General features: G+C 67.6%; 14 protein-coding genes. 3 read left to right on the top strand and 11 right to left on the bottom strand.

The window, feature by feature from the left end:
- Window positions 1–27: 27 nt before the first annotated feature.
- The 10 genes from AC1DYU_RS06345 to AC1DYU_RS06300 form a co-directional block, all read right to left on the bottom strand.
- Window positions 28–807: an enoyl-CoA hydratase/isomerase family protein gene (locus AC1DYU_RS06345; protein WP_476790890.1), complete on the bottom strand. Its 780-nt coding sequence runs from the start codon at window positions 805–807 to the stop codon at window positions 28–30.
- 43 nt (window positions 808–850) lie between these two features.
- On the bottom strand, window positions 851–2,491 hold the full coding sequence (locus AC1DYU_RS06340) for an ABC transporter ATP-binding protein (RefSeq protein ID WP_476790889.1): 1,641 nt from the start codon (window positions 2,489–2,491) through the stop codon (window positions 851–853).
- Window positions 2,488–3,414 carry an ABC transporter permease gene (locus AC1DYU_RS06335; RefSeq protein WP_476790888.1) on the bottom strand — a complete coding sequence of 309 codons (927 nt, stop codon included), beginning with the start codon at window positions 3,412–3,414 and terminating at the stop codon, window positions 2,488–2,490. The genes AC1DYU_RS06340 and AC1DYU_RS06335 overlap by 4 nt, the downstream gene beginning before the upstream one ends.
- Window positions 3,411–4,352, bottom strand: a complete 942-nt coding sequence (locus AC1DYU_RS06330) for an ABC transporter permease (protein WP_476790887.1) — start codon at window positions 4,350–4,352, stop codon at window positions 3,411–3,413. The genes AC1DYU_RS06335 and AC1DYU_RS06330 overlap by 4 nt, the downstream gene beginning before the upstream one ends.
- Window positions 4,353–4,385: 33 nt before the next feature.
- A complete protein-coding gene (locus tag AC1DYU_RS06325; protein WP_476790886.1) occupies window positions 4,386–5,954 on the bottom strand; it encodes an ABC transporter substrate-binding protein in 1,569 nt (522 codons plus the stop codon).
- Between the two features lie 92 nt (window positions 5,955–6,046).
- Window positions 6,047–7,201: a M20/M25/M40 family metallo-hydrolase gene (locus AC1DYU_RS06320; RefSeq protein WP_476791308.1), complete on the bottom strand. Its 1,155-nt coding sequence runs from the start codon at window positions 7,199–7,201 to the stop codon at window positions 6,047–6,049.
- Between the two features lie 5 nt (window positions 7,202–7,206).
- A complete protein-coding gene (locus tag AC1DYU_RS06315) occupies window positions 7,207–8,367 on the bottom strand; it encodes a M20 aminoacylase family protein (protein ID WP_158484185.1) in 1,161 nt (386 codons plus the stop codon).
- A gap of 29 nt (window positions 8,368–8,396) precedes the next feature.
- Window positions 8,397–9,896: a M81 family metallopeptidase gene (locus tag AC1DYU_RS06310; protein WP_476790885.1), complete on the bottom strand. Its 1,500-nt coding sequence runs from the start codon at window positions 9,894–9,896 to the stop codon at window positions 8,397–8,399.
- Window positions 9,897–10,009: 113 nt separating this feature from the next.
- Window positions 10,010–10,798, bottom strand: coding sequence for a YggS family pyridoxal phosphate-dependent enzyme (locus tag AC1DYU_RS06305; protein ID WP_476790884.1), 789 nt, complete (start codon window positions 10,796–10,798; stop codon window positions 10,010–10,012).
- 35 nt (window positions 10,799–10,833) lie between these two features.
- Complete coding sequence (locus AC1DYU_RS06300) at window positions 10,834–11,607, bottom strand: ferredoxin--NADP reductase (RefSeq protein ID WP_476790883.1); 774 nt, start codon at window positions 11,605–11,607, stop codon at window positions 10,834–10,836.
- Window positions 11,608–11,905: 298 nt separating this feature from the next.
- Here AC1DYU_RS06300 and pdxR point away from each other — a divergent pair, with 298 nt between their 5' ends.
- The 3 genes from pdxR to AC1DYU_RS06285 all read left to right on the top strand — a co-directional run bounded on the left by pdxR (window position 11,906) and on the right by AC1DYU_RS06285 (window position 17,095).
- Entirely contained in the window at window positions 11,906–13,468 is a 1,563-nt protein-coding gene (gene pdxR / locus AC1DYU_RS06295) for a MocR-like pyridoxine biosynthesis transcription factor PdxR (protein WP_476790882.1), read from the top strand.
- A 159-nt stretch (window positions 13,469–13,627) separates the two neighbouring features.
- Window positions 13,628–15,658, top strand: a complete 2,031-nt coding sequence (locus AC1DYU_RS06290; RefSeq protein ID WP_476790881.1) for a molybdopterin-containing oxidoreductase family protein — start codon at window positions 13,628–13,630, stop codon at window positions 15,656–15,658.
- 33 nt (window positions 15,659–15,691) lie between these two features.
- Window positions 15,692–17,095, top strand: a complete 1,404-nt coding sequence (locus AC1DYU_RS06285) for an amidase family protein (protein WP_476790880.1) — start codon at window positions 15,692–15,694, stop codon at window positions 17,093–17,095.
- Here AC1DYU_RS06285 and AC1DYU_RS06280 read toward each other — a convergent pair.
- A complete protein-coding gene (locus tag AC1DYU_RS06280) occupies window positions 17,092–18,420 on the bottom strand; it encodes an NAD(P)/FAD-dependent oxidoreductase (RefSeq protein WP_476790879.1) in 1,329 nt (442 codons plus the stop codon). The genes AC1DYU_RS06285 and AC1DYU_RS06280 overlap by 4 nt on opposite strands.
- Window positions 18,421–18,463: the final 43 nt, after the last annotated feature.

The following is an 18,463-nucleotide window of genomic DNA, read 5'->3' as shown; positions in this document are numbered from 1 at the left end:
GCGGCAGCCAGCGCGCTCGCTTGCAGCTTACTTGCCCTGCCATTGTGGCGGCCTCTTGCCGAGGAAGGCTTCCATGCCCTCGCGGAAATCGGCACTGGTGTAGCACATCACCACGAGGTCATCCCCATCGTCCGGTACTGCGGCCTTCGCGAGCCGCCGGAGCGCCTCCTTCGTCGCCCGCATCGTCAGCGGCGCGTGGCCGGAGATGGTCGCGGCGAGTTCCCGCGCCCGCGCCATCAACGCGGCATGATCGGCGACGATTTCATTGAAGAGGCCAAGGCGATGGCCCTCATCGGCCCCGACCAGCCGCGCCGTGAAGATGATGTCCTTGACCCGCGCCGGCCCAAGCAGCGCCGCGAGCCGGGCATAATTCGCCATCGACAGGCAGTTGCCGAGCGTCCGCGCGATCGGAAAGCCGAAGCGCGCCGACACCGTCGCGATCCTGATGTCGCAGGCGCAGGCGATGCTGCCGCCGCCACCTGTCACGGCGCCGGAGATCGCCGCGATGGTCGGGATCGGGCAGCTCTCAATCGCCGTAATGACGCGCTCGATCTCGCCCTCATAGGCGAGCGCATCCTCCGGCGTGGCGAAGGCGCGGAACTGCGAGATGTCGGTGCCCGCCGCGAAGGCCTGCTCGCCCGCGCCGGTGACGATCAGCACCTTTGGCGAGCCATAGGCGGCAGGATCGCCGCAGATCGCTGCCAGCCGCTCATACATCGCAAAGGTCAGCGCATTGCGCGCCTGCGGGCGGTTGAGCGTGATCGTGCCGATGCCAGCGTCGACGGAATAGAGGATTTCGTCGTCCATGGCGCTCGCTTCTCCCGGGCCGGAAAGGAGCGGGACTATCCGGTCAGGCCTGGACGGCGTCAACGGCCGCAAGGCCGGTTGCGAAATCCCGGCCCGGCGCGGCCTCGATCAGCGCGCGCGTATAGGCATGCGCCGGCGCGGAAAACACCTGCGCGGTCGCACCCTGCTCGACGATGACGCCCTTTTCCATCACCACGATCCTGTCACAGATCTGCGCCGCGACCCGCAGGTCATGGGTGATGAACAGGATCGCCAGGTTGAAGCGCTCCTGCACATCCGCCAGCAACGCCAGAACCTGCTTCTGCACGGAGACGTCGAGCGCCGAGACGGCCTCGTCGGCAATCAGGATCTCCGGCTCCATGGCGAGTGCACGCGCAATCGCGATGCGCTGGCGCTGGCCGCCGGAGAACTGATGCGGATAGCGTTCAAGCGCGTTGGGTTGCAGGCCGACCAACGCCATCAGGTCACGCGCCCGCTGCATCGCTTCCTTGGCGCCCAGACCGAAATTCATCGGCCCCTCGACGATCGAGGCCCCGACCGTGCGGCGCGGATTGAGCGAGCGGAACGGATCCTGGAAGACGACCTGGATCTTGCGCCGATAGGGTCGCAACCGCCCCTCCGACAGCTTGGCGATATCGATGTCCGGCACCAGGATCGAACCCTCGCTCGGCGGCATCAGCCGGGCGACGCAGCGCGCGACCGTCGTCTTGCCCGAGCCGGATTCGCCGACGATGCCGACGGTCTCACCGCGCCGGACCCTGATCGCCACGTCCTTTGCCGCATGCACGATGCGCGCCTTCGAAAACAGCGTCTTGGAGCCGTAGGTCTTGGCAAGACCGACCGTCTCCAGCGCCAGCGGCCCAAGCGCCGGCTTGCGATCGGCCGGCTTGAGGCTGGGCACCGCAGCGATCAGCATCTGCGTATAAGGATGCTGCGGACGGGTCAGGATGTCTGCGGCCGGCCCCTGCTCGACGACGCGGCCCTTCTCCATCACCACGACGCGGTCAGCGATCTCGGCAACGACGCCGAAATCATGGGTGATGAACAAAACGCCGGTGCCGCGCCGGCTCTGCATGTCCTTAATCAGCCGCAGGATCTGCGCCTGCGTCGTGACGTCGAGCGCCGTCGTCGGCTCATCGGCGATCAGCAGAGCGGGGTCGAGGATGAGCGCGGCCGCGATCATCACGCGCTGGCGCTGCCCGCCGGAGATCTGGTGCGGATAGGAGGCGTGCATCCGCTCGGGCTCGGGCAAGCGCATCGATTCCAGCATGGCGAGAACCTGCGCGCGCCGCTCGTCGGGCCCGAGATCGGTATGGATGCGCAGCACCTCCTCGATCTGGTCGCCGATGGTCAGCACCGGGTTCAGCGCCGTCATTGGCTCCTGGAAGATCATCGCCATGCGGTCGCCGCGCAGTGCCCGCAGCCGCTGCGGCGACGCCGTCAGCAGATCCTCGCCCTCCAGCTTGATCGCGCCGGCGACCGGCTTCAGCGCCTTGGCCAGAAGCCCCATCACGGAAAAGGCGGTGACCGACTTGCCCGAGCCGGACTCGCCGACGACGCAGACGATCTCGCCGGCCGCGACGCTGAGCGAGACGTCGTCGACGGCGCGTGCGCGGTCGCCGCCGCCGGGCAGCGCGATGCTGAGGCCCGCGATCTCGAGAACGGGTGTCTGCGCGTTGCTCATCGGCCGGCCATCTTGGGATCGAGCGTATCGCGCAGGCCGTCGCCGAGCATGTTGACCGCCAGCACGGTGATGCCGAGGAAGATGCCGGGATAGAGGATGTTGTGCGGGAAGACGCGGAACAGGTTGCGCCCCTCGGCCATGATGTTGCCCCAGGTCGGGATTTCCGGGGGTATGCCGATGCCGAGGAAAGACAGGATCGCCTCCACCAGGATCGCCGAGGCCGCGATAAAGGTGCCCTGGACGATCAGCGGCGCGATCGTGTTGGGGAGGATGTGGCGGACCATCAGCTGGGGCAGGCGCGTGCCGGCCATGATCGCAGCCTCGACATAGGGCTCCTCGCGCACCGACAGCACGATCGAGCGCACCACCCGCACGACGCGCGGGATCTCCGGCACGATGATCGCGATGATCACAGCGGTCAGGCCGCTGCGGAACAGCGAGACCACGGCGATGGCGAGCAGGATGCCCGGTATCGCCATCAGCCCGTCCATGAAGCGCATGATGACGCCGTCCAGCGGGCGCACATAGCCTGCGATCAGCCCGATCACGAGGCCGATCGCGATCGAGACCGACGCCACCGAGACGGCGATCAGCAGCGAGACCCGCGCGCCATAGACGACGCGGCTATAGACGTCGCGGCCGAGCGAATCCGTGCCCATGCGGTGCTTGAAGGTCGTCGTCGAGCCGTCATCGGCGCGGATCGTCCGCTCGAAGCCGGGCACGCGGTTGCGCGTGCTGGGGTTGATCGCGGTCGGGTCGAGCGTGCCGAGCCAGGGCGCGAACAGGCCGAGCAGCGTCATCAGCATCAGCACGGTACCGCCGATCGCGACGACCGGGTTGCGGATAAGCCGCATCAGCACGGTCCGGGCCGGAGCCACCGGCTCGGCCGCGATTGGGGCGAGAAGGCTGGGTTCAGCGCTCAATAGCGGATCCTCGGGTCGAACAGGCTGTAGGCGAGGTCGATCAGCAGGTTGATGCCGACATAGACGCCCGAGAACAGCAGGATGACGGCCTGGATCGTCGGATAGTCGCGCGCCAGCACGGCATCGACGGTGAGGCGCCCGAGGCCGGGGATCGAGAACACGCTCTCCGTCACCACCACGCCGCCGATCAAAAGCGCGATGCCGATGCCGACCACAGTGACGATCGGCACCGCCGCATTCTTCAAAGCGTGGCGGAACAGGATCTTGCGCTCGACCTGCCCCTTGGCACGGGCGGTGCGGATATAATCCTCGCTGAGCACCTCGAGCACGCTGGCGCGCGTCATCCGCGCGATCAGCGCGATGTAGATCACCGACAAGGTCACCGCCGGCAGCACCAGCCGCTGGAGGAAGCCGCCGAACCCGCCCGAGAGCGGCTGATAGCCCTGCACCGGGAACCAGCCAAGCGTGATCGCAAAGACATAGATCAGCGCATAGCCGATGACGAAGACCGGCACCGAGAAACCCAGCACCGAGAAGCCCATCACGACGCGGTCGATCCAGGAGCCGTGCTTGTAGGCGGCGAGCACGCCGAGCGGGATCGCAACGCTGATCGCGATCAGCATCGTCGCGAAGGCGAGCGACAGGGTCGGCTCGATCCGCCCCACAATGAGCTCCCCGATCGGCTTCTTGAAGAAGAAGCTCTCGCCGAGATTGCCCTGGAACAGGTTGCCGGCCCAGATCGCGAACTGCGCCAGGATCGGCTGGTCGAGCCCGAGCCGGTTGCGGATCAGCGCGATCTGCTCGGTCGTGGCGTTGTCGCCGGCGATGACCGCCGCCGGATCGCCCGGCGTCAGCCGCAGCATCAGGAAGACGAGGACGGCGACGATCACGAGGACCGGGATCGTCGCCAGCAGGCGCCGCAGGATGTAGCCGAGCATCAGCGCCGGTTCCGTGCGATCAGCGTCGCCACCTCACTTCTTCTCGACGTTCCAGAACACCGGAGCCGGCGCCGTCAGGATGCCGGACAGGTTCTTACGCGCCGCGATCGGCACATTGTACTGACCGAGATGGACATGCGTGACGACCTCGCGCCAGCGCATCTGCACGGCTTCGGCGATGACCTTCTGCTTGGCCGGATCGGGCTCGCGGGCGAAATCGTCGCGCAGCTTTTCCATCTGCTCGTCGCAGGGCCAGCCGAAGGCGGCCTTGTCGCAGCTCGCATTGAAGAAGCCGGCCATCACCGGGTTGAGGATGTCGGCCGAGACCCAGGAGGTCTGCATCAGGTTCCAGCCACCCTTGTCGACCGGGTCCTTGCGGACGCGACGCGATACCACCGTCTGCCAGTCCGAGGATTGCATATCGACCTTGAAGCCGCCCTTCTCGAGAAGCTGCTTGGCGACGGGGCCGAGGTTGGTCAGCGACTGCAGGTCGGTCGAATGCAGGAGCACGATCGGCTTGCCGTCGTAGCCGGCTTCCTTCAACAGCTCCTGCGATTTCTTGAAGTTCGACTCGAGCAATCCCTCCATGCCCTTCTCGCTGGCGAGCGGCGTCTTGCAGACGAACATCGCCTTGCAGGCGTCGTAGTAGTCGGGATTGCCGACCGTCGCTTCGAGGAAGTCCTTCTGGTTGAGCGCATAGGTCACGGCCTGGCGCACCTTCGGATTGTCGAAGGGCGGCTGGGTGTGATTGAAGCGCATCGTGTATTGCAGGCCGAGCGGGTTGTAGTTCCACAGCTTGATGTTTTTATCGCCCTGCACCAGCGGGATCAGATCGAAAGCCGGCTGCTCGACCATGTCGATCTCGCCGGCAAGCAGGGCGTTCACGGCCTGCTGCTGGTCGGCCACAGCGAGCCACTCGACGCGGTCGATCTTCGCGACCTTGCCGCCCGCGAGGCCCGAGGCCGGCTCGGCGCGCGGCTTGTAGTCCTTGAACTTGGTGTAGACGATCTTGTCGCCCGGCTTCCATTCGTCCTGCTTGAGGACGAAGGGGCCGGAACCGATGAACTCCGAGATCTGCGTGTTCGGATCGGTCTTCGCCACGCGCTCCGGCATCATGAACGGCACGTTGGACGAGGGCTTGCCGAGGCCGAAGATCAGCAGTCCGGTCGGCGACTTCAACTTCACAGTGAAGCTCTTGGCATCGTCGGCCGCGATCGTGTCGACGAAGGTCATCAGCTTCTGGCCGACAGGATCCTTGGCGGACCAGCGCTTGATCGAGGCGATGCAGTCCTCCGGCGTCACCGGCTTGCCGTCATGCCAGACGAGACCGTCGCGCAGCGTGAACTTGTAGGTCAGCTTGTCCGGTGACTCGGTGAAGCTGTCGACCATCTGAGGCTTGATCGCGCCGGCCTCATCCATCGCGAACAGCGTGTCGTAGATCATGTAGCCGTGGTTGCGGACGATATAGGCGGTCGTCCAGATCGGATCGACGATCTTGACGTCGGAGTGCATCACCACCTTCAGCGTGGTCTGCGCCTGTGCGAGCGAGGCGCCGGCAATGATTGCCGCCGCTGCCACCAGTGATTTCAAACGCCATGCCATGATGCGATCCCCTCACCCGTTTCAGTGATATATTTCGTCCGCCGATGCATGCAGGCTCTGTGCCACGAGCAAGCCATGCTGGCCCGCAGCACTCATGCGGTCAACCGCGCCAGCAGCCCGGCCATCAGCCTTGTCCGCTGCGCCAGGCTCTCGACCTCGATATGCTCTTCCAGCGTATGGTAGCCGGCTCCGAGCAGACCGAGCCCGTCGAGCGAGGCAATGCCCTCGGCGCCAGTGAAATTCGCGTCGGAGCCACCCCCGGCCGAGCCATGCTCCAGCGTCCAGCCGAGTTCGCCGGCGATCCCGCGCGCCAGCCCAAACAGCTTCAGCGTCTCCGCGTTCGGCTCCCAGACCGGGCGGGTGACGCCGCGCGTCACGGTGAAGCGCGTCCCGTCTTCATTCTGCGTCGTCAGCGCCAACATGCGCTCGACGCCACGGTCGAGATCCTCCTGCCTCTTTGCCATGCTCAGCGCCTCGGCCCGGCAGGTCGTCGGCACGCAATTGACCCATTGCCCGCCCGAGATCACGCCGACGCTGAAGGTGCAGTCCTCGTCGGTCATTGCCTCGATCGCGAGAAGCTGCGTCGCCATCATGCTGATCGCCGAGCGCCCATTCTTCAGCTGCGATCCCGCATGGCTCGGCCTGCCCTCGGCGAGCAGGTTGAAGCGCGCGATCGCGTAGCGGCCGGTGACGAGGCCATTGCCCGGCCGGCCGGGCTCCGGCACCAGGATGAAGCGGTGTTTGCGCGCCTCCGCCATGATGATCTCGCGCGTGCCGGGGCTGCCGATCTCCTCGTCGCTGGTGAAGAGCACACTGATCGGCAGCGGCGTCTCGACCCCGGCCTTCGCCAGCGCGACGATCGCCTGCAGGCCGGCATAGGCGCCACCCTTCATGTCGAGGATGCCCGGCCCGTAGCACCGCGAGCCGTCGCGCTTGAACGGGAGCATCTTCAGCGTGCCGACCGGATGGACCGTGTCGAGATGCGACATCACCAGGATGCCGGGCTCACTCCGACGCGGATGCGGGAAATCGCCGCGCACGCAATCGCCAAGACCCGGCGGGCCGGGAATGCGCGTCACCACCGCACCGGCGGCAGCCAGTTCGGCAGCAGCCAGATCCATCATCCGGTTGACGGCGGCGGGGTCGAAGGTTGGGCTCTCGCATTCGATCCAGGGACGCAAGCCCGCAAGCAGCGTATCGGCATCGAGCGGCAGATCGGCAGGGCGGAAATCGGCAGGCATCGTCATCGAGTTCACGCCACCGTCCGTGTCTCGACCAGCCGCGCCAGCAGGCTCGCCCCCACCGGCAGGATGCCGTCATCGAGCACGAAGGCCGGGTTGTGCACCGGGACGCTGCCGGCGTGGCCGACCCAGGCATAGGCGCCGGGCACCACGCGCAGCATGTCGGCGAAGTCCTCGCTGCCCATCACGGGCTTGGGCTCGGTCAGAACATTCTCCGCGCCGACGATCTCGGCGGCGACGGCAGCGGTCGCGACCGCCTGCGCCGGGTGGTTGACCAGCACGTCGAAGATGCCGCGGATATCGACATCGATCTGCACGCCGAAGCTCAGCGCCATGCCGGCCGCGATCTCGCGCATGCGCTCGCGGATCAGCTTGGCGATCTCCGGCGAGAAGGTACGGACCGTGCCGGCGAGCGCGGCCTCCTCCGGGATCACATTGTAGGCCGAGCCGGCATGAATCTGCGTGATCGAGAGCACGGCTGCCTCGCGCGGATCGGCATTGCGGCTGACGATCGTCTGCAACGCCGCCGCCAGCGAGATCGCGACGATCACCGGGTCGCGCCCGACATGGGGCATCGCGCCATGGCTGCCCTTGCCGGTGATCTTGATGTCGAAGAAATCGGCACCCGCCATCGCCGCGCCGGGAAACACCGCAATCTGGCCGGGGTCGAGATTGGGCGCGTTGTGGATGCCGTAGATCTCGTCGCAGGGGAAGCGCTCGAACAGATTGTCGGCGAGCATGGCGCGAGCCCCGCCAAGCCCCTCCTCCGCCGGCTGGAACACGAACACGGCCGTGCCGGCGAAGCCCCGGTTCTCAGCGAGATAGCGCGCCGCGCCGAGCAGCATGGTGGTGTGGCCGTCATGGCCGCAGGCATGCATCCGGCCGGGAATGGTCGAGCGCCAGGGCAGGTTCGTGGTCTCGTCCATCGGCAGCGCGTCCATGTCGGCGCGCAGGCCGATGCGCCGGCCCGGCCCGCCAGTGCCATGGAGAATGCCGACGACGCCTGTGCCGCCGATGCCGCAATGCACCTCGATGCCCCAGGAGGTCAGTTTCTCGGCGACGATGCCCGAGGTCCGGACCTCCTCGAAGCCGATCTCGGGATGAGCGTGGATGTCGCGACGGATGGCGATGAGGTCATCCTTGAAGGCATCGATCTCGGGAAGCGCGGGCATGCGGGATGAACTCCGGAAGGGGGAGGTGGTCAGCCGAAGACGGGGCCGAGCGGCGCGGTACGCAGGCCGGGCCGCAGATGCTTCCACGGCAGGACGGAGGGATCGACCGGCATCGGGCCGGGCGCGGCGCAGACCAGCACGGAATGCGCGATCGGCTCGAAATCAGCGCGGAAATGCACCGAGCTCTTGTTGACCAGGATGGCCTGCTCGGTCGGCTCGATGCCGACCTGGCGGTACATCGCCTGATCGGCCATCTGCGCCTTGCGCGAGGCCACGACGATGCGCACCCCGCCGATGCGCAGCGCCGCGCAAAGCCCGAGATTCATCCGCGAGCCCCCGAAGAACGGCCCCGGCGCAATGAAGCGCCCTTCCGACAGCTGCTCGACGACGAAATCGCCCTCCAGCGGCACATCGCCGGGAATGCCCGACTTCGCTCCAAGCGACGCCGTGATCGTGGCGCCGACGCCCGCCTTATGCGCCATGGCCGCCGCGGCCGGATCGACGATCAGCCCGATCGCGGCCCGCATCGCGCCGTTGCGAACGAGCGCGCGCGCCATCCCCATCGTGTCGGAATCGCCGCCGGCGCCGGGATTGTCCTGGGTGTCGGCGATCACGATCGGTTTCGTCGCCCCGGCCGACAGCGCCATGGCCTCCAGCACGCCCGCATCGGGCTCGAACACCTTGCCGTTGAACGCCGTCTCACTTGCCATCACCCGAGCGGCAACCACGTCCGCCGCCCGGTCGGCATCGGCCTGCGTCGCGCCATAGGCCACGACGGTCGGCCCGCAATCGGCGAAGTCGGCAGCCGGAAAGCCCGGCAGGAAGGACAGCGTCGGCACGCTCTCGCCTTCCAGCGCGGCGAGTTCGCCATAGATCGTCCGGCACGGCTCCATCGCGGTCGCCTGCCAGGCGATCGGGATCAGATAGGGGATCTGGCGGAAGGCCTTGGCATCGCGCTTGGTCGTGCCGATCAGCCCGGCGAGATAGGTCGTGGCGCGGCTGCCGGTCAGCGCCATGTCGACATGCGGATATGTGCGATAGGCGACGAGCCCATCCGCGCTGTCGACCATGAGTTGCGTGACATTGCCATGCAAATCGAGGCTGGCGACGAGCGGCACATCGGGCCCGATCGCGGCACGCACCCGACGCAGCGTCTCGCCCTCGCCATCCGGAAAGCCTTCCGCGACCATCGCACCATGCAAATCGAGATAGACGCCGTCGAGCGGCAGCGCGGCGGTGATTGCCGCGACCAACTCCCCCAGCAGCGCCTCGAAGGCCTCGTTGGTGACTTCGGCCGAAGGGCTGGCGGCGCACCACAGCGTCGGCACCATCTCCCAGCCGAGCCCGCGCGCGGTCTCGACGAAGCCCGACGCGCCGACATTGACCTTGTCGACCGCGGCGAAGATCGCCTCGCCCCGTGCCAGCGCCGGCCAGCCGCCGCCCTGGATGAAGGCGTCCAGCGGTGCCTTGCTCGGTGCGAAGGTATTGGTCTCGTGCAGGAAACCGCCGAAAGCGATGCGTGGCGACATGAGGCGAAGGCTCCGACCGGACAGCGAGTCGGCTCAGGTAACCACGGCCCGTCCAGCCCTCCAAGGGCGAAATCTCGCCGGCTGCCCAATCGATCGGCAGCATCGCCGCCGCCTCAGGCGGTCGGCAGCAGTCCCGGCCAGAAATGCCCATCCGCTGTCGGGCGCTTGCCGAAGATCGCCTGCCCGACGCGCACGATGTCGGCGCCCTCCTCGATCGCGATCTCGAAATCGCTGGTCATGCCCATCGAGAGTAGATCGATGCCGCAAGCCGGCTGGGTTCTCTGCAGACGCTCCCGAACCGCATGCAGCCGGCGGAAGCAGGCCCGGACCTCATCGGGACCGCCCTTGAGGATCGCCAGCGTCATCAGCCCCCTGGGTTTCAACGACGGGAAGCGTCCGAGCTCGCCAACAAAAGCATCCGCCTCCTCCGGCGTGATGCCGTATTTGCTCTCTTCGCCGGATGTGTTGACCTGCACGAAGACGTCGAGCGTGCGCCCGGCCGCGACCAGGCTCTCATGCAGCAGTCCCGCCAGACGCAGGCTGTCCAGTGCCTGGAACTCCGAGGCGAAGGAGACCACCGCCCTGGCCTTGTTGGTCTGGAGATGGCCGATCACGCTCCAGCTCACGCCAAGCCCGGCCAGAGCCTGCGCCTTGCCCTGCGCCTCCTGGACCTTGTTCTCGCCGAGCGTGGTCATGCCGATGCCGACGGCGAGCCTGACGACCTCGACCGGGACGGTCTTGCTGACCGGCAGCAACTCGACCGCCGAGCGTGGCCGCCCTGCCCGGGTGCAGGCTGACGAGATTCGCTCCTCGACGGCGGCTAGATTGTCGCGCAGCGTCCGCTCTGGATCCTCACCGAAGCGCGAGCGGATCTCCGCGTCGAGATCACCAGCCTGATCCATCGGTTCCCCTTCCTAGCGCTCCGCGACGCCTCGCGTCACTTTTCGACGAAGGCGCGTTCCACGACATAGGTCGCCGGCGTCGAGCTCGATCCCTCGACGAAGCCTTTAGCCTCCAGCATGACCTTCATGTCGGCAAGCATGGCGGGGCTGCCGCAGAGCATCACCCGGTCATGCTCGGCATCGACAGTCGGCAGGCCCTGCGACGCGAACCAGTCGTCGGAGGCGAACAGCTCCGTGACGCGGCCGCGATTGACATACTCTTCGCGCGTCACGGTCGGATGATAGATCAGTTGCGACGAGACCATCTCACCGATCAGCTCGTCGGCAGGCAGGTCCTTGCGGATGAAATTTTCATAGGCGAGCTCCGACACCAGCCGGACGCCATGAACCAAAACCACCTTCTCGAACCGCTCATAGGTCGCGGGGTCGCGGATCAGGCTCATGAAGGGCGCCAGCCCCGTGCCTGTCGACAGGAAATACAGGTTGCGGCCAGGCACGAGGTTGTCGTGCAGCAGCGTGCCGGTCGCCTTGCGCCCGATCAGCACCTCGTCGCCGGGCACGATTTTCTGCAGCCGCGAGGTCAGCGGGCCGTTCTGAACCTTGATGCTGAGGAACTCGAGCTCCTCGTCATAGGGCGCGCAGGCCATGCTGTAGGCGCGCAGCAGCGGACGCCCCTCGACCATCAGGCCGATCATCGCGAATTGGCCGGCCTCGAAGCGGAAGGCGGGATTGCGGGTCGTACGGAAGCTGAACAGCGTGTCGTTCCAGTGATGAACCGACAGGACCTTCTCGACATACTGATTGCTCATGCTCGCTTCTTTCAGTCCAACCCGTTTCGTATCCGCGCTTGCTTGCCCTTCCCGGCGATGCGCGGCCACTCCTCTGCGAAGCGGGCGTCGAACGCAAGCCGTCGCATGCCTTCTTTGTCGTCATGGCCGCCATGCCGACCTGCTGGGGGACAGCGGGATCGATCAGGGTCGGAAACATGCACGGGCGAGTGGATTGCAAAAGAGCCAGTTGGCCGGCTTCCTTGCAGACCACTTCGGGGGCCCTGCCGCTTGACATGGCATAGCGGTTGCTTGGAACTGTTTCAGTGGAGCCAGTGCGATGCGACAACCGCCGTCACGCGCCAAATGGGCGGACCTCTTCGATCTGACGCTCGATCAGGCGAGCGCCCGCCCGATCTTCCAGCAGATCTACCTCTCGCTGCGCGAGGCGATCGTGGCGAACACGCTGGCGCCCGGCAGTAAGCTGCCCTCCAGCCGCGACCTCGCGCTGCGCCTGAAAGTCTCGCGAACCTCGATCGTCTCGGCCTATGACCAGCTTCTGGCCGAGGGCTATGTCGTCGGCCGCGAGGGCTCCGGCACCTATGTCTCCGACGATGTGCCCTCAGCCATCGTCACCCCGGCGCGCGTCGCGGGCGCAGACGGCACCGCGCCGCGCCAGAAGGTCTCCGTGGCGGGTGCCCGCTATGGCCGCTTCGCGGCGGATCTCGTCCCGCCCGGCAGCCTGCCCTTCGCGGCCGGCTGCTGCTCCGTCGACGCCAAGACGGTCGAGGCCTGGCGCCGGATCGGCGCCGAGCAGATGCGCCAGTTCGATCCGGTCAACCTGTCCTATGCCGACCCGAGCGGCGAGCCCTCCCTGCGCCGCGAGATTGCCGCCTATCTGCGTGCCGCCCGCGCCGTCCAGTGCGACGACGATCAGGTCATCGTGCTGTCGGGCGCCCAGCAGGCGATCGACCTGTCGATCCGCACGCTGCTCAACCCCGGCGACCCGGTCTGGGTCGAGGATCCAGGCTACGCCGCGACGCGCGAGGCGCTGGCGGCGGCGGGCGCCAGGCTCGTGCCCGTGCCGGTCGACGAGAACGGGCTTGATGTCGCCGCCGGCATCGCGGCCGCGAGCCAGGCCCGCGCCGTCTACATCACGCCGTCGCACCAATATCCGACCGGCGCCGCGATGAGCATGTCGCGCCGGCTCGAACTGCTGGCCTGGGCCTCGCAGACCGGCGCCTGGATCGTCGAGGACGATTACGACAGCGAGTTTCGCTATGCCGGCCGGCCGCTCGCCTCGCTGCAGGGTCTCGATCGCGGCGGCTGCGTCGTCTATGTCGGCACGTTGAGCAAGGTGCTGTTTCCCGGCATCAGGCTGGGCTTCGCGGTGGTGCCGCACCATCTGATCGACGTCTTCCGCGGCGCCCGCTTCCTCAGCGACCGCTCGCCGCCCACACTGCAGCAGGCGATGACGGCCGAGTTCATGCGCGCGGGCTTCCTGACCAGCCATATCCGGCGGATGCGACAGCGCTACCGTGAGGCGCGCGACGTCGTCGTCGAGGCGATCGACCGGCATCTCGGCGATCTCGTCGACATCGAGGTGCCCGAATGCGGCATCCAGCTCGTGATCCATTTCCGCGACGGGCTGTCCGACATCGCCGTCGCCGAGGCCGCGCGCCGCCAGGGCCTGATCGTCAAGCCGGTCAGCCCGCATTACGTTGCCGCGACGCCACGTCAGGGGCTGGTGCTCGGCTATTCCGGCTTCGACAACCACAAGCTGCGCGCCGGCGCAGCCGAACTCGGCCGCATCGCACGGGCCATCAGTGATGGCGCAACCAGCGAGGTCATGCGCTCCACCGCTCGCGAAACAGCATCTCTCCCGGCCGCGATCCGCAGTTAGGTTTTGTGCGGCCCATCGTATCGGGTTCGTCGCGGCACCCAAAAAACTGGTCCGCCGGCTCTGTGCAAAGTGGTCATTGAACCTGTTCCAGTTCGTATTTGAGATGAGCGCATGCATGTCCGGAATATGTCCGGGGCCGTGCTCGATCGAGGATGTCCGATGAAGACCGTTCGCGTGGCCTGCGCCCATGACTGCCCCGACATGTGCTCCCTCATCGCCCATGTCGAAGGCGACCGGATCACCAAGATCTCGGGCGATCCGGACCAGCCCTTCACCGCCGGGTTCGCCTGCGCCAAGGTCAACCGCGACGCCGAGCTGGTGCATTCGCCGGAGCGCCTGAAGACCCCGTTGCGCCGCACCGGCCCGAAAGGCTCCGGCCAGTTCGAGGCGATCACCTGGGACGAGGCGCTCGACGAGATCGCGGCCAAATGGCAGGCGATCATCGCCGAATCCGGCCCTCTCGCCCTGCTGGGCTATGCCTACAGTGCCCATCAGGGCCAGATGAACCGCCACATCATCAACGGCCTGTTCTACGCCATGGGCACCAGTCGCCTGCAGGCCGGCACGGTCTGCGACTCCTGCTGCGAGACGGCCTGGGACCTGACGCTCGGCCCGGTCGGCGGAGCCGACCCCGAATCCGTCGTCGATTCCGATCTCGTCATCGCCTGGGGCTGCGACCTGATGGCGGTGAACGTGCATTTCTGGGCCAAGCTCGACACCATCCGCAAGAAGGGCGTCCAGGTCGTGGTCATCGACCCGCGCCGCAGCCGCACGGCGGTGAGCGCCGACTGGCACCTGCCGATCCGCATCGGCACCGATGCCGCGCTCGCGCTCGGCATCGTCCACATCCTCGTCCGTGATGGGCTCTGCGACCGCGCCTATCTCGCCGCCAACACGCTGGGCTTCGAGCAGTGGGAGCGCGAGACCGTGCCGCGCTTCACGCCGGCTTACGTCTCCGATGTTACCGGCCTGCCAGTCGCCGACATCGAGAAGCTCGCGGCGATGTATGGCGCGGCGAAGCATTCCTTCATCCGCATCGGCGAGGGCATGACACGGCTCGCCCGCGGCGGCCAGGCCCTGCGCGCGGTGGCCACGCTGCCCGCCGTCACCGGCGCCTATGGCCGCCCCGGCGGCGGCGCATTGCTGCTGACCGCTGGCTCGATGGATTTCAACTTCTCGGCCGTGCGCAAGCCCTCGGGGCCGGCCACGACGCGGCTCGTCAACCAGAGCCTGCTCGGGCGCGAACTACTCGAAATGCGCGATCCGCCGCTGCGCGCACTCTTCGTCGCCGCCAACAACCCCGCCGTGACCTGCCCGGAAGCCGGCAAGGTCCGCGAGGGGTTGTCGCGCGACGACCTCTTCACCGTCGTCCACGACCCGTTCATGACCGATACGGCAGCCTTGGCCGACATCATCCTGCCGGCGACGACCTATCTGGAAACCGAGGATTTCTACCGCGGTTACGGCAACTACTACATGCAGTACTCGCCGGCCGCCGTCGCGCCGCAGGGCGCGGCGTGGTCGAACTTCCGGCTGGCGCAGGAACTCGCCCGGCGCATGGGCGTGACCGACCCGATCTTCTCGAAGAGCGAGAAGGAAATCCTGCCGGAATTCTTCAAGGGCTCGACCGGCGCTGTCGCCACCGTCGATCCGACGAGCCTGTTCGACGGCGTGCCGGTGAAGGTCGCCCCGCCCGCCGGGCAGAACTTCGGCACGCCGTCGGGCAAGCTCGAGATCTACTCGCAGGCGCTCGCCGACCAGGGCGTCTCGCCGATGCCCGACTGGCAACCCGACGCGCAGGAAGTGGCCGATGCCGGAGCCTGGCCGCTGCGCCTGCTGACGGCGCCCTCCTATTTCCAGCCGCACACCGCCTTCTCCGGCGTCTCCTTCCTGCGCAAGCGCGAGGGCGAACCCTTCTGCGTGCTCCACCCGGAAGACGCCGCACGGCGCGGGCTGGAAAGCGGCACCAAGGTCAGGCTGTTCAACCAGCGTGCCGCGATCGGCCTCGTGCTGCGTGTCGCAGACGAGATCCAGCCCGGCGTCATCCTCGTGCCCGGCCAGCGCCCCGGCACGGAGGCGGTCGACGGCACCGTCAACATGCTCTGCTCCGACCGTCTCACCGATATCGGCGAAGGCGCCTCCTACCAGAGCACCTTCCTCGAGGTCGAAGCCTGGGAGAAGCGCGCCTGACGGTAGAAGCCAACGGCAAGCGGAGGGCCGGCGATGAGCACGACCACGACCGGCCAGCTATCCTGCCTCTCCGCCCATGAACTGGCGGCACTGGTCCGGACGAAGCAGGCCTCGCCGGTCGAGATCGTCGAGGACGTACTCGCCCGCATCGCCGCCCTCGAACCCGGCCTCAACGCCTTCGTCGCGCTGGACGCACAGGGCGCACGGACAGCGGCGCACAAGGCGGAGGCCGCCGTCATGCGCGGGGACACGCTCGGCCCCCTGCATGGCGTGCCCGTCACGATCAAGGACGTGCAGGCCGTCGCGGGACTGCCGACGCGGCGGGGCTCCAGGCTTTCCGACACCACCCCCGCAATCGACGACGCCCCCGCCGTCGCCAGGCTTCGCGCGGCCGGTGCCGTCATCCTCGGCAAGACCGCCACGACCGAGCAGGGCTGGACCGCCGTCAGCGAAAACCCGCTGACCGGCGCGACCCATAACCCGTGGAAACAGGGCTATACCGCCGGCGGGTCCTCGTCGGGAGCCGCCGCACTGGCCGCCGCCGGTTGCGGCCCGCTGCATCTCGGCACGGATGGCGCAGGCTCCGTGCGCCTGCCGGCGCATTTCTGCGGCGTCGTCGGCTTCAAGCCGACCTTTGGAACGGTCCCCTATGTGCCCGTACCCAACAATGGCGCGCTCTCGCATATCGGCCCGATCGCGCGCGACGCCGCCGATGCGGAACTGATGCTGGAGGTGATGGCGGGCGCTCACCCCGCCGATCACACCACGCTGCCGGGCGGTTTTCGGCGCGATCCCGCTGGCCCCGATCTCACCGGCCTGCGGATCGCCTATAGTCCCGATCTCGGCCATGCCCGCGTCGATCCCGAGATCGCCGTCTCGGTCGAGGCCGCGGCCCGCGTCTTCGAAGGCTTGGGCGCAAGCGTCGAGCGCGTCACACCGGCCTGGGGGCCGCTCGGCCCCGAGCTGATCCGTGCGCTCTGGGGCCCGCCGCTCCTGCCCTATTGCCCGGCCGATACCACGGCCGAGGCCGCGATGGACCCGGGCTTCGTCGCCTGCTTGCGCGAGACCGGCCAGGCGTCCTGGCGTGCCCTGCACACCGCGCAGTCGCAACGCCACGCCTATGCCGGCGCGGTCGGGCGCTGGTTCGCCGAGGGCTGGGATCTACTGCTGACTCCCTCGGCCTCGGTCGCCGCCTTCCCACAGGGCCGGCAGGTCCCCGATCATTGGCCGGCCCATCCCTGGGACTGGCTGGTCTGGGCCGAGTTCTCCTACCCTTTCAACCTGTCGCATTGCCCGGCCGTCTCGGTACCCTGCGGACTGACGCCGGACGGATTGCCGATTGGCCTCCAGATCGTCGGCTCGCGCCTCGCCGATCCGCTGGTCATGCGGGCCGCGCGCGCCTTCCTGACCGCGCGGCCCTTCGCAGCTCTTCCCTAAATCTCCTTGGCATCCAGAGCCCGGTAGAGCGGTAGAGCGAATGGCGCGATCCGCCGGACGACACTGCGCATCGGCTGCGGCTTCGGCTCCGACAGCGGCAGGCCGAGCGTCCCCAGCGGCGTCCCTTGCGTCGCCTGCGCCAGTTCGCGCCCAAGCGAAATGGAGAGCGCTACGGCGCGGCCATTGCAGCCGACCCAGCCGAAGCCGTTGGGCCCGAGCTGGTGGATGCGCGGATAGCCCGGCACCTGGGGCTTCAGCACGTCGTCCGGCGTCATGCCGATATAGCCTGACCAGACATAGTCGAACGAGACCCCGCCGAGCTGCGGCCAGAGCCGCTTCAGCCGCTCAGCCACCGGCCCGCGCAGATTGTCCCCGCCGGCTCCAGGGAACACTGCGGCGCCGCCCGTGACGAGCCGGTTGCGCGCATCCCAACGCGCGAAATAAAGCTCGCGATGCGTGTCCGACAGCGCCTGCCGGCCGGGGATGATCGTCTTGGCGATGGTGTCGCTGATCGGCTGTGTCGCCATCTGCCAGGACAGCACGGGGATGACCTCCTCGGCCACCTCGGGCGCCAACCCGCGCTCGAACTCGCCGGTATAGGCATTCGTCGCCAGCACCAGTGCGCGCGCGGTCACCGAGCCCTTTGCAGTCTTGATCACCCAGCGGTCGCCCTCGCGCGCCATGCTGGCGACAGGCGAGCGCGCATAAATCGTCGCGCCGAGCTTGCGCGCGACCTCGGCAAGCCCGCGCGCCAGCGCCAGAGGATTGATATGGCCGCCGGTCCGGTTCCAGAAGCCGCCGAACCAGGCGTCCGAACCTGTCATCTCTGCCGTTGCCGCACGGTCCAGCAGTTCGACCGGCGCCCCGATCGCCGACCATTCGCGCACCCGCTTCTCGGCAATCTTGAACCGCCCCGGCGAATGCACCGGCTGGACCCAGCCGGCCTGCTCGGCCTCGGCCGGCACATCATATTTGCGCATGAGATCAAACAGGTACTGCGCGCTGTCGCGCAGCACCGCATTGAAGCGCTCGCCCGCCTCGCCATGGCGCGCGACCATCGCCGAAGGGTCGTGTCCGGCGAGCGTCGGGATCACCTGTCCATTGTTGCGCCCTGACGCGCCCCAGCCCGGCTCGGCTGCCTCGACCACTACGACCCCGACGCCGCTCTCGCGCAGATGGATCGCCGTCGACAGCCCGGTGAAACCCGCGCCGATCACCACCACATCGGCTTGGATGTCGCCCTCCAGCGCAGGGAGCGCGGGACCGGCCGGGGCCGTCGCAGCCCAGAGCGAGGGCGGCCAGGTGACGGAGGCGGAAGCGGGCATTGCGTTCTCTTTCCGGATGGAGATCAGCCGGCGCAGGATGAGG

Source organism: Allobosea sp. P2_B12 (assembly GCF_056404835.1).
The sequence above is the reverse complement of the archived record's forward strand: the minus strand, read 5'-3'. Positions and strand labels throughout refer to the sequence as shown.

Coding starts and splice junctions, on each gene's coding strand:
- AC1DYU_RS06345 (WP_476790890.1), bottom strand. CDS start 807: ATGGACGACGAAATCCTCTATTCCGTCGACGCTGGCATCGGCACGATC.
- AC1DYU_RS06340 (WP_476790889.1), bottom strand. CDS start 2,491: ATGAGCAACGCGCAGACACCCGTTCTCGAGATCGCGGGCCTCAGCATC.
- AC1DYU_RS06330 (WP_476790887.1), bottom strand. CDS start 4,352: ATGCTCGGCTACATCCTGCGGCGCCTGCTGGCGACGATCCCGGTCCTC.
- AC1DYU_RS06325 (WP_476790886.1), bottom strand. CDS start 5,954: ATGGCATGGCGTTTGAAATCACTGGTGGCAGCGGCGGCAATCATTGCC.
- AC1DYU_RS06320 (WP_476791308.1), bottom strand. CDS start 7,201: ATGACGATGCCTGCCGATTTCCGCCCTGCCGATCTGCCGCTCGATGCC.
- AC1DYU_RS06315 (WP_158484185.1), bottom strand. CDS start 8,367: ATGCCCGCGCTTCCCGAGATCGATGCCTTCAAGGATGACCTCATCGCC.
- AC1DYU_RS06310 (WP_476790885.1), bottom strand. CDS start 9,896: ATGTCGCCACGCATCGCTTTCGGCGGTTTCCTGCACGAGACCAATACC.
- AC1DYU_RS06305 (WP_476790884.1), bottom strand. CDS start 10,798: ATGGATCAGGCTGGTGATCTCGACGCGGAGATCCGCTCGCGCTTCGGT.
- AC1DYU_RS06300 (WP_476790883.1), bottom strand. CDS start 11,607: ATGAGCAATCAGTATGTCGAGAAGGTCCTGTCGGTTCATCACTGGAAC.
- pdxR (WP_476790882.1), top strand. CDS start 11,906: ATGCGACAACCGCCGTCACGCGCCAAATGGGCGGACCTCTTCGATCTG.
- AC1DYU_RS06290 (WP_476790881.1), top strand. CDS start 13,628: ATGAAGACCGTTCGCGTGGCCTGCGCCCATGACTGCCCCGACATGTGC.
- AC1DYU_RS06285 (WP_476790880.1), top strand. CDS start 15,692: ATGAGCACGACCACGACCGGCCAGCTATCCTGCCTCTCCGCCCATGAA.
- AC1DYU_RS06280 (WP_476790879.1), bottom strand. CDS start 18,420: ATGCCCGCTTCCGCCTCCGTCACCTGGCCGCCCTCGCTCTGGGCTGCG.